The sequence below is a fragment of the Flagellimonas meishanensis genome, assembly GCF_019880545.1.
Taxonomy (GTDB): domain Bacteria; phylum Bacteroidota; class Bacteroidia; order Flavobacteriales; family Flavobacteriaceae; genus Flagellimonas; species Flagellimonas meishanensis.
In genome coordinates this window covers 405,711-417,166 of record NZ_JAINVW010000003.1, presented here as the reverse complement: position 1 = coordinate 417,166, position 11,456 = coordinate 405,711, and the positions used below count along the sequence as shown (strand labels likewise).

General features: G+C 43.3%; 4 protein-coding genes. All 4 read left to right on the top strand.

The window, feature by feature from the left end; all coding sequences use genetic code 11:
• Positions 1–189: 189 nt before the first annotated feature.
• The 4 genes from K7G75_RS09785 to K7G75_RS09770 all read left to right on the top strand — a co-directional run bounded on the left by K7G75_RS09785 (position 190) and on the right by K7G75_RS09770 (position 11,446).
• Positions 190–3,357: a gliding motility-associated C-terminal domain-containing protein gene (locus K7G75_RS09785; protein WP_222984069.1), complete on the top strand. Its 3,168-nt coding sequence runs from the start codon at positions 190–192 to the stop codon at positions 3,355–3,357.
• A gap of 46 nt (positions 3,358–3,403) precedes the next feature.
• The gene (locus K7G75_RS09780) at positions 3,404–4,354 is read left to right on the top strand and encodes a PorP/SprF family type IX secretion system membrane protein (RefSeq protein WP_222984068.1); all 951 of its coding nucleotides are present in this window, start codon (positions 3,404–3,406) and stop codon (positions 4,352–4,354) included.
• A gap of 9 nt (positions 4,355–4,363) precedes the next feature.
• Complete coding sequence (locus K7G75_RS09775; RefSeq protein WP_222984067.1) at positions 4,364–6,298, top strand: OmpA family protein; 1,935 nt, start codon at positions 4,364–4,366, stop codon at positions 6,296–6,298.
• 621 nt (positions 6,299–6,919) lie between these two features.
• Positions 6,920–11,446, top strand: a complete 4,527-nt coding sequence (locus K7G75_RS09770) for a gliding motility-associated C-terminal domain-containing protein (RefSeq protein WP_222984066.1) — start codon at positions 6,920–6,922, stop codon at positions 11,444–11,446.
• Positions 11,447–11,456 lie beyond the last annotated feature (10 nt).

Below are 11,456 nucleotides of genomic sequence, written 5' to 3'. Positions count from 1 at the left end.
ACAACTGGCATAACCAATAAATAAGTTATGATTCTCTCCATTCCTAAAACCACTTGGCAGAGGGGTTTCCTTATGGGACCTTGCTTTGCTGCACTATTGATCAATTTGAATAACGCCTTCGGTTTAAATTTCAATAAAAATCCTGAAACAAACCTTGTTGAGTTCTTCCCCTACACAGAAAATACTGTCATGGGGAATCTTTCAATGGCCTATGCTCCAGGGATTGCACTCATAAAAACAGGGATAACTTATGATGCAATGGATAATGAGGAAGGCTGTGATTCAATCGAATTCACCTACACGGTAACCAACCAAAGTACCAATGGAGAAGTTTTGGAAAATATTGAAGTTGTTGATAATCCATTATTCGGTCCAAACCCTATTCCAGGGCCAATTTCTGGTGATGACAACAACAATGGTACCTTGGATTTAGGTGAAACCTGGATTTATACCGCTACATATATAATCACGCAGTCAGATGTTGACAATACGCAAATTGCGGGTAACGCCAATGTAACTGCCAACCTTCTGAATGAGCCCAGTGTAACTGTGAATGATATTTCAGATGACGATGAAGTTACCGGCAATGATGCAACTGTGATTGACCTTACCTTATGCCAACCAAATATCGCCTTGATTAAAACAGGAATAGGCGTTAGCGGCGAAGGTGATCCTCAAAGTGGGAACGCGGGATGCGATGTCATTGTGTACACTTTTGTGGTTACCAGTGAAGGTTTCAACCCTCCAACCTTGGAAAACATTCAAATCGAAGATGAACTGATACCGGATTTAGACAATGTTATAACAGGTCCGGATGGCGATACCAACAATAACAATCTCCTGGATCCCGGTGAAGCATGGGTATACCTAGCACCGTATGATATTACACCATCTGACATCAGTAATGGAGAAGTACAAAACCAAGCCACCGTAACAGCTAACATAGAAGGTGAGGCAACCATTTTACAGGATCTTTCGGATGATGACAGTATTTTGGAAAATGAGGAGACCGTAGTGGACCTTTCCTTGTGTCAGCCAAATATTGCCATGATCAAAACCGGAACAACCTTTCATGGTGTGGAAAATGGCTCTGTATGTGTAACCATCCTTTATGATTTCTTGGTAGCCAGCAAAGGCTTGGTTCCAGAGGTTCTTGAAAATATTGTGATCACCGATCCCTTGATACCTGATTTGGAGAATATCATTCTAGGTCCTTTCGATGATAGCAATAACAACGGACTCCTTGATCCAAATGAAGAATGGCGCTATACCGCACTATATACCATTACCTCAGATGACCTTAATTATGGCGAAGTAATAAATCAAGCCAGTGTAACCGCAAATATTGAAGGCTCATCCATACAATTGCAGGATTTGTCCGATGACGACAGCTATTTGGAAGATGATGAAACTGTTGTGGATATTTCACTGTGCCAAGAACCTGAGATCGGGCTTGTAAAAACAGGGGTTCTTATAGATATTGATAATGATGGGTGCAATGACCATATCCAATATACATTTACAGCATTCAATCTTGGGAATGTTGATTTGGTTGATATCAGTATTCAAGATACGCTTCTTGCGGATAATGTGGGGCCCGTTTCCGGTGATGTAAACGAGGATTCTGTTTTATCAATTAATGAACAATGGACCTATACTGCACTTTATGATTTAACGCAAACCGATATTGACAATGGCCAAGTACAGAATATTGCCGAAATCTTTGCAGCAACATACAATGGCACTGACATAAGCGATTTTTCCCATTTTGCCCAGCCTGATCTTGATGACTTTACCATTACAGTGTTAAATGGAAATGAATGCGACGACCATACTGGGCCAATTGGTCTTATTAAGCAAGGTGTTCTTTTGGACATGGATGGTGATGGCTGTGATGATCACATACAATACAATTTCAGTCTTACCAATATTGGTCCAATACCGGTTGGGCAAATCATCGTAAACGACCCATTATTTGGTGGTGAAATTACAGGGCCTCAATCTGGTGATGATAACAATGATGAGGTCTTAGATCAAGGAGAAGTGTGGATATATATCAGGTATTATGACATTCTTCAATCAGATATTGACGTCGGCCAAGTGCTGAATCAGGCAAATGTTTCTGGAACCTTACTGAATTTGCAAATGCAGGACGATTCTGATGATGATAGTTATTCAGAGGACGAAATCACACAAACCAATGTGGTGGGAACCTGCGACAACCATAACGGACCGATTGGCCTTATCAAAACGGGTACCTTAATGGATGGTAATGGGGATGGTTGTAGCGACCAAATCCAATATAACTTCACTGTAAGAAATCAAAGTCCGGTTGATATATATCAAGTGGTCGTCGAGGATAACGATTTGGCATTTGGCACTATTGCAGGTCCAATTTCTGGAGACTTGGGCGATGATGGTATTTTGGGACCAAATGAGGAATGGATATATACCCAGACCTATAATCTCACCCAAGCCGATGTTGATGCAACGGAAATAATTAACCAAGCAGAGGTAAGGGCCAATTTAATATTGAATAACGATCCGTATTCCGACCTTTCCGATCATACCTCCTTTTCAGAAAACAATCCGACCATTACTTCCACTGTGGGAGCTTGCGGGCAAATAGCAGAAATTGGACTGATAAAAGTTGGCGAGCTAGTCGATTTGAATGGAGATGGTTGTAACGAAACTATCCGTTATACATTCACGGTATCCAATGTTGGAGATTTTTATTTGGACACAGTCACCGTTGAGGATGGCTTGTTGGGAGCTTCATTGACGGTTCCAGATTCTGGGGATACCGCTGATGACGGAATTCTCTCCATTGGCGAGGAATGGACATATACTTTCATTTATGGTATTTCTGAAACTGATATTGAAGCTGGTCAAGTGGAAAACCAAGCCAGTGTATCCGCTGAGGAAGTGGGTACTTCCCAGATGGTTTCAGACCTGTCCCACCCCAACAGCTATGCGGAGGATGGGTTAACATTGACGACAATTACCAATCCGTGTGACGGTGACGGCAATGGCAATAATCCCATTGGTTCAAATTTTGAAATATTCAATGGCATTACCCCCAATAGTGACAACTTCAATGACCATTTTCATATCCAAGGCATCGAAAACTATCCCAATAACAATGTGAAGATTTTCAATAGATGGGGCGTATTGGTCTACGAAGCTGATGGATATGGCCTGGGCAACAATCTTTTCCGGGGAGTTTCAGAAGGCAGGTCTACAGTAGCGACCGATAGGGAACTGCCCAGCGGCACCTATTTCTATATACTGACTTTCGGGGCTGAAAATCCTGGAAAAAGTAGCTATACGGGATATCTCTACATAAACCGAAATTGAGTGGTGCCTTTCTGTCATCCATAAAAACAAAGATTTAAATCCAATTATGAAATCAAATACAAAAAGGAACCATTGGATCCTAGCAGCGTTGCTCTGCTGCTCCATGTATATGGGTCAGGCACAACAAGATGCTCAATATACCCAGTACATGTACAACACCCAAGTCATAAATCCGGCTTATGCAGGCAATCGCGAGGTAATCAGTTTCGGTGTGCTTGGGCGCACACAATGGGTTAGCTTAGAAGGTGCTCCGGCTACCGGAACGTTTACCGTGAACTCGCCTATAGGCCTATACGACAATATGGGCTTGGGCCTTTCCATTGTCCATGATCAAATTGGGCCAACAATTGAATCCAATATAACGGTTGATTATTCCTATTCAATTTATTTGAATGCATTGAGCAAACTGTCCTTCGGATTAAAGGCAGGCATTGATGTCTTGGATGTGGATTACGAAAAATTGAACATTTTTGACAGCCAAGACCCCCTTTTTCAAAATAATGTCGATAACCAGTTACAGCCCCAAGTTGGCGCCGGGGTCTATTATAACACTGACAGGTTCTATGCAGGCTTCTCTGTTCCCAATTTTTTGAACACCAAACACTTCGATGAAAGCACATTGAACAACGTGGACGCAGAAAGTATAGCCGTAGAAAGACTACATTACTTTTTGATTACGGGCTATGTCTTTGACTTGAGCAGCAATCTAAAATTCAAACCTGCCTCCCTAGTAAAAATGGTAAGCGGATCTCCTGTACAATGGGATATCTCTGCCAATTTCCTAATCAACGAAAAATTCACTTTGGGAGCCGCTTATCGTTGGACCGCCTCGTTCAGTGCCCTGGCGGGATTCCAGATTTCAAATTCCATTTTTGCGGGTGTGGCCTACGATTATCAATCCACGAATATCGAAAATTACAGTGATGGATCATACGAGGTTTTTCTTCGGTTTGACATATTCGGTGGTGATAGGATTATGACCCCAAGATTCTTTTAAAAAATATCCATGAAAACAAGAACTACAGTTACTATAGTGACCCTCTTATTGGCAATAGGATTACAGGCCCAAGAAATGAAGGTTAGAAAGGCGAATCAGGAATTCAACAATTACGCCTATATCGATGCCCGAAAAATCTATTTGGATGTTGTGGAGGAAGGATATGAGTCCGCACAGATTTTCAAGAAACTGGGCGACACCTACTACTTCAACAGCGAATATACGGAGGCTGCCAAATGGTATAGAAAACTGGTGGCCCAATACCCAAGTCAAGTAGGTGCTGATTACTACTATCGTACAGGTCAAACCTTGAAGAGCCTGGGAGCTTACGAAGAATCGAAAAGGATGATGGAAAAATGGACAGTATCATCCGACAACATTAACCAAGCACAAAACCATCTGCACAACTATGCTTCCATGGACAATGCTGTGGATTTTAAAAATAAGAAGTATACAGTTATCAATGTCACTGAAGGCTTGTCCAGCTCGGACTTTGGACCCGCTTTCTACGGTGATAAAATCGTTTACGCCTCATCATCGACCGATCCTAGAGGTGGCAAAATCCATGACTGGAGCGGACTCCCCTATTTGGACCTGTATGAAGCGACTCCGGATGAAAACCAAAAACTGTCAAATCCCGTTCCTTTGGAAGGCGATATCAATACCCCGTATCACGAATCGTCGGCAGCATTTACCAAAGATGGGCAAACAGTCTACTTCACCAGGAACAATTATATGGATGGAAAGAAAAAAAGAGGAAAAGACAGACTGATAAGTCTAAAAATCTATAAAGCAACAAAAAAAAGTGATGGCTCCTGGGGCAATGTGGAAGAACTGCCATTCAATGATGACTCCTACTCCGTAGCTTATCCCGCTTTGGCCCCCGATGAAAAAAAACTATATTTTTCATCCGATATGAGTGGGTCCCTAGGAAAATCAGACATATGGTATGTTGATATCCTACGCAACGGCTACTATGGAGATCCGATAAACCTTGGATCAAAGATCAACACCTCCGAGCGGGAGTCCTTTCCATATATAAGCGACAAAAACAATCTTTATTTTTCAAGTGATGGACACCCAGGTCTAGGTGGATTCGACATTTTTGTGGTATCCATGGATGAAAGCGGGCCATATGCCGATATAACAAATCTAAAAAATCCCATCAATACCAACCAGGATGATTTTGGTTTCATAATGAATGAAGAACTACGGATAGGATACCTCTCTTCCAACCGTGCTGGAAGTGAGGGTAGTATATCAGACGATATTTATTTGGTAAGTGAAAGCTGCAACATAACAATCACTGGTATAGTTTCCGATATGAAAACCGGTGAGCCGCTTTCAGGCTCCAAGGTTATTTTAATGGACGGCCAGAACAAAACCATTTCCCAAATGGTTACAGGGGATGACGGCTTTTATCAATTTGATGGTATAGTGGATTGTGGAACAGCTTACGCGCTTAGGGGAACAAACGAAGAAAAGGAATATGAACCTACGGAAAAGGCCATCAACACACCTTTGGGAGATCGAACAGTAAATATAAATCTAGAATTGGTCCCGCCAGATTGCGCTGTGAACGATTTAGGGTGCCGATTGGACCTTCAGCCCATATATTTTGATTTTGACAAGTGGAACATCAGACCTGATGCCGAAGTGGAACTTGCCAAAATTTTACAGGCCATGAAAGCGTACAACCAATTGACAATCCATATCGAATCCCACACAGACTCAAGAGGTAATGATGCCTACAACAATATACTTTCAGAGAAAAGGGCCCAATCCACATTGGAATGGTTGGTGCGCAAAGGGATTAACCGCAATAGGCTTTCGGCAAAAGGCTATGGCGAATCCCAGTTAATCAATAGGTGTTCCAATGGAGTAAGGTGCAGTGAACGGGAGCATCAATTAAACCGAAGATCTATGTTCATAATCAAGGATTAAGCTAATATAATCTTGTTGATATGATCAAATACCTGATAGGGCTTGCAAAATCCCCTGCTGGCCCATAGGCAAAAAAACACATTACATAGACCAAACCTATAGAATTTTCAAAAAGAGGGCCGCTGCAGGCTCTCTTTTGCAATCTTGGCATTTCAACGTAAGCCCAGTACTTTTTTGCCCTGTTCCAAAACTGCTTACAGACCAGTTCCAAAATAGAACCTGAGGTACGAATCCTGGTTTATTGACCATTCTGACAAATTTCAATCAATCTAAATGCCTTTTTCGTCAAATCATATCGCCCTTTGGTAAAGTGGTGGTCCTTTCAACCGGTTAAAAATGAAAAATTTGTATAAACACGTGTCCATACATAAGATAGGCATGTCCTTCATAAATGGACCGGGCAAACCAAATCGGCTTTGACAAGACTTTTACTAAGCACCTTTTTTTCTAAAAATACGGTACAGAAGAAGCTCCACTTCCTTCAAAGTTGCCGTACCCAAAAATGGGTCCTATTGTCACACAACCCCTTTCGGCTGGGAACACAACAAAAAATTCCCTCGAACGCAGGGTTTCATATCCTCTTTTGCAAAGAATTTCACTTACACAACTAACTCCAATACTATGTGCTCCCATAAAACCAAAACAAGAAAACGACAAATAGAACTTATTGGTTCCTTGGCCAGTTTGTTGCTTTTATCTATACCTGTCCTTTTGCACAAGGCTATGGACCAAGAACTTGGGGTGTTGGGCGAAAAAAAGGAAATAGCCTCGTTCGGCACACACCTTATGGAAAAGCCTGAAATGACCAATAGCCTTTATGTGCCCAGCATTACCTTGGTTAAATCGGCCCCTGTACTAAACGGATCGGATTGTGGAGGCATTCCATTTACATTTACCATTACCAACGAAAGTACCAATGCAGAAAACCTTATCAATATTGTTTTAACCGATCCAGATTTGGGAGGGGTGCTTGCCGGCCCCAATCCAGGAGATTTTTCGGGAGATACTGGCGGAGTAGGTGGCGATGGGATTCTTTCTCAGGGAGAAACCTGGACATTTAATTTCAACTACCCCATCACACAAAATGACCTTGAAAATGGTTTTTTTGGCACACAAGCCGCAACCGTTACCGCCGATGTTCAAGGCCAGGGAATTTCCGTTAATGACATCTCCCACCCTTCAGATTCTTCTGCTGATGGACCTACCATTGTGGACCTCTCCAATTGCCAAAATGCAAGCATCGGACTTGTTAAGGGCTGGTCCTATGTTGACTTGGATGGTAGTAATCCACCATGCGTTGAAAATTTTCTGTACACATTCACAGTAAGGAATATAGGAAATCTCGATTTGCACAATATTGTTTTGGAGGATAATTTATTGGGGGGAACTGTTCCGGGCCCTGCCCCCAATTCCGATGTGGGCGATGATGGGATCCTGAACCCCGGCGAAGAATGGCAATACCAAGCACTATATTCCGCCGATCTTAATCAATCCGGAACCATTATAAACCAAGCCACAATATTTGCGGAAACTGTGGGCCAGGGAATTCAAATTTCCGATCTTTCAGATGATGATGGTCAAGATAGTGCTGGGCTCGGGGCATATGGAACTGGACCAACATTGGATGATCCAACCTCCTCACCCTATGATGAAGTCTGCACAGGGGCTTTTGCCCGAATGGGGCTTATAAAAACGGGAAGTCCTTTGGATCTAAATGGCGATGGATGTCCCGAGACCATACAATACACCTTTACCCTTCAAAATGTTGGACAGGCAGATATTGAAGAAATTGGTTTGACCGATGACCTTCTAGGGGGTGTGGCACCAACGCTAGTTAATAACGGTAACGGGAATGCTGTACTTGAAGCAGGGGAGGTTTGGATCTATGAAGCGCAATACGCCATAACACTGGCTGATTTAACAAACGGATCTATAACAAATGATGCCCTGGTTGAAGGCAAGCTTGTTGGCTTTGACATCTTTTTGTTCGATCACTCTGATGACAATAGTTTTGATGAGAACGACCAGACCGTTACGTCCATGATGGGATTTTGCAGCCCATCGGATATTGGTCTAATAAAAGCCCCAGGTGCGTTGGTCGATTTGGATAGTGATGGCTGCCCAGAGACCATCCATTACACCTTTACAGTGTTCAATACTGGAGGTATGGATTTGGATCGGGTTGTGCTCAACGATACGAAATTAGGAGGCCTGGTTACTGGTCCGGTCCAGGGAAGCGACCTAAACAATGATGGCATCCTCTCCGTGTTCGAATCATGGACTTACGAAGCCTTATATCCCATAACGCAACAGGATATCGATGCCGGACAGGTGTTGAACCAAGCCGATGTAACCGCTTTTGAGGTAGGTAGCAATACACAAATTTCAGATCTATCTGATGATGACAGTATTAATGAAAACGAGCAAACCGTTACTTCCGTGGTTGGAGCCTGTGTTGCGCAGGCGGGCATTGGTCTCATCAAGAACGGGGTTTTGGTTGATTTGGATATTGATGGATGTGCGGAGGCCATCCGTTACACCTTTACCGTTGCCAATACCGGTTCCATTGAACTGGATCAGTTGGTGCTTAACGATCCCATTTTGGGAGGTCCAATAGCAGGTCCGATTCAAGGGAGTGATCTCAACAACGATGGAATTCTTTCGGTAAGCGAATCATGGACCTATGAGGGCATCTATCCCATGACACAGCAGGATATCGATGCTGGGCAAGTAGTTAACCAAGCGGATATCACTGCTTTCGAAGTGGTAACAAACAACCAAATTTCCGACCTGTCCGATGACAACAGTTTTAGTGAAGACGATACCACTACGACCTCAACAGTGGGGGGCTGTCTTTCTCTAGGGAATATCGGCCTTATCAAATCGGATAGTGGTGCCCTGCTCGATTTGAACAACGATGGATGTCCGGAGACCATTGGTTACATTTTTACCGTACAAAATATAGGCTCGTTGGATTTAGAACAAATAGTCCTTAACGATGCCAATCTAGGAGGGCAGATTTCCGGACCTACCCAAGGAAGTGATGTCAACAATGATGGTATTCTTTCCGTAAATGAAACCTGGACCTACGAGGCCCAATATCCAATTGCCCAGCCCGATATCGATGCTGGACAGGTCGCTAACCAGGCCGATGTGGTTGCTCTTGAGCTGGGCACCAATAATCCTGTCTCCGACCTTTCCGACGATGACAGCTTTGTGGAGGATCAGCAGACAATCACCTCGGTTGTAGGAGCTTGTGTTTCGGAGGCTAACATCAGCCTAATTAAAATAGCATCGTTTCTTGATTTGGATGGGGATAACTGTTTTGAAACCATCCGATACGATTTCCTGGTTACCAATACAGGTAGCTTAACGCTCGATCAGATTGTGCTTAATGATCCCATGTTGGGCGGTGATATAAATGGTCCGCAACCGAACAGTGATGATAATAATGATGGTCTTTTATCTCCATTGGAATCATGGTCGTTCATAGCGATCTATCCAATAGACCAGAATGACATTGATTTAGGATCGATCACCAATCAAGCTCAAGTTGTTGCTTTTGAACAGGGCACAAATAATCAAGTTTCGGACATGGTCGAAATTACCACTCCTCTGGGAGCCAACAATACCTGTGTTGCACAGGCTGGCATTGGACTTATCAAAACCGGATCTTTGTTAGATCTTGATGGGGATGGATGTCCCGAGACCATACAATATGTCTTTACCGTTAGCAATATAGGGGCATCAGACCTGAATCAAGTGGTTTTGAGTGATGCCAATTTGGGTGGACAGATTGCAGGGCCCTCCCAGGGAAGTGATGTCAACAATGACGGTATTCTATCCTTGAACGAAACCTGGACCTATGAAGTACTATATCCCATAAGCCAGCCGGATCTGGATGCCGGGCAGGTTGCAAACCAAGCGACTGTTACGGCCAGTGAAACGGGCACGAACAATCCTGTCTCCGACCTTTCTGATGATGACAGCTTTGCTGAAGACCAGCAGACAATCACTTCGGTGGCAGGAACTTGTGTTGCACAAGCTAGTATTGGGCTTATCAAAACTGCAGGAGGGGCATTGTTGGACCTTGATGGTGATGCATGTCCGGAGACAATCCAGTATACCTTTACAGTGGCCAATACCGGTTCAATAGATTTGCAGCAAGTAGTATTAACCGATGTCTTGCTTCAAAGTACCATTAGTGGTCCCCTGCTTGGCAACGATATTAATAATGATGGCATTCTCTCCGTCAATGAAACGTGGACTTTTCAGGCCCAATATCCTATTAGACAGAATGATATTGACACAGGTCAGGTAATCAACCAAGCCCAGGTCAGTGCCATGGAAGTTTTGACATCCAGTCAAGTTTCTGACCTTTCAGATGACAATAGCTTTAGTGAGGATGACAGCACCATCACCTCGGTAGCAGGCGCATGTGCCGCCATTTCATGCATTGACTTGATCAAAGCGGCAACGCTATTGGATTTGGATGGAGACGAGTGCGCAGAAACCATCCAATATACCTTCACAGTTGAAAATACCGGAACGATAAGCCTATATCAGATAAGCATTGTCGACCCTTTGTTGCAAAATGGCATAACAGGTCCCTTGACGGGTAATGACATCAACAATGATGGTGTTTTGTCCTTTAATGAAATATGGACCTACGAGGCCCAGTATACTATAACCCAAGCGGACATAGATGCAGGAGTTGTAACCAATCAAGCTCAGGTAAGTGCACTGGAAGAAGTCACAAACAATCCTATCACCGACGATTCTGATGAAGTGTTGACCCCAGTGTCGGATGGCTGCATTGATCCAACGAACCCAGTGGATCCCAACTTTAAAATCTTTAATGGAATAACTCCCAATGGGGATAATGTCAATGATTTCTTTGAAATCAGGGGTATAGAAAATTATCCAGACAATTCACTTAAAATATTCAATAGATGGGGTGTTTTGGTCTTTGAGGCAGAAGGTTATGGACTAAGCAACAGGTTTTTTAACGGACAATCCGAAGGAAGAACGACCGTTGCCCAGGAAAGGGCGCTTCCAACCGGCACCTACTTCTATGTCCTGACTTTTGTAGGTTCCAATCCTGGGGAGGAAAGTTATTCAGGATATCTCTATATAAGCAGGGATTAATGCCAAAAAA

What these genes read in the sequence shown, in the direction of transcription:
- K7G75_RS09785 (WP_222984069.1), top strand. Translation starts at nt 190, where the DNA reads ATGGGGAATCTTTCAATGGCCTATGCTCCAGGGATTGCACTCATAAAA.
- K7G75_RS09780 (WP_222984068.1), top strand. Translation starts at nt 3,404, where the DNA reads ATGAAATCAAATACAAAAAGGAACCATTGGATCCTAGCAGCGTTGCTC.
- K7G75_RS09775 (WP_222984067.1), top strand. Translation starts at nt 4,364, where the DNA reads ATGAAAACAAGAACTACAGTTACTATAGTGACCCTCTTATTGGCAATA.
- K7G75_RS09770 (WP_222984066.1), top strand. Translation starts at nt 6,920, where the DNA reads ATGTGCTCCCATAAAACCAAAACAAGAAAACGACAAATAGAACTTATT.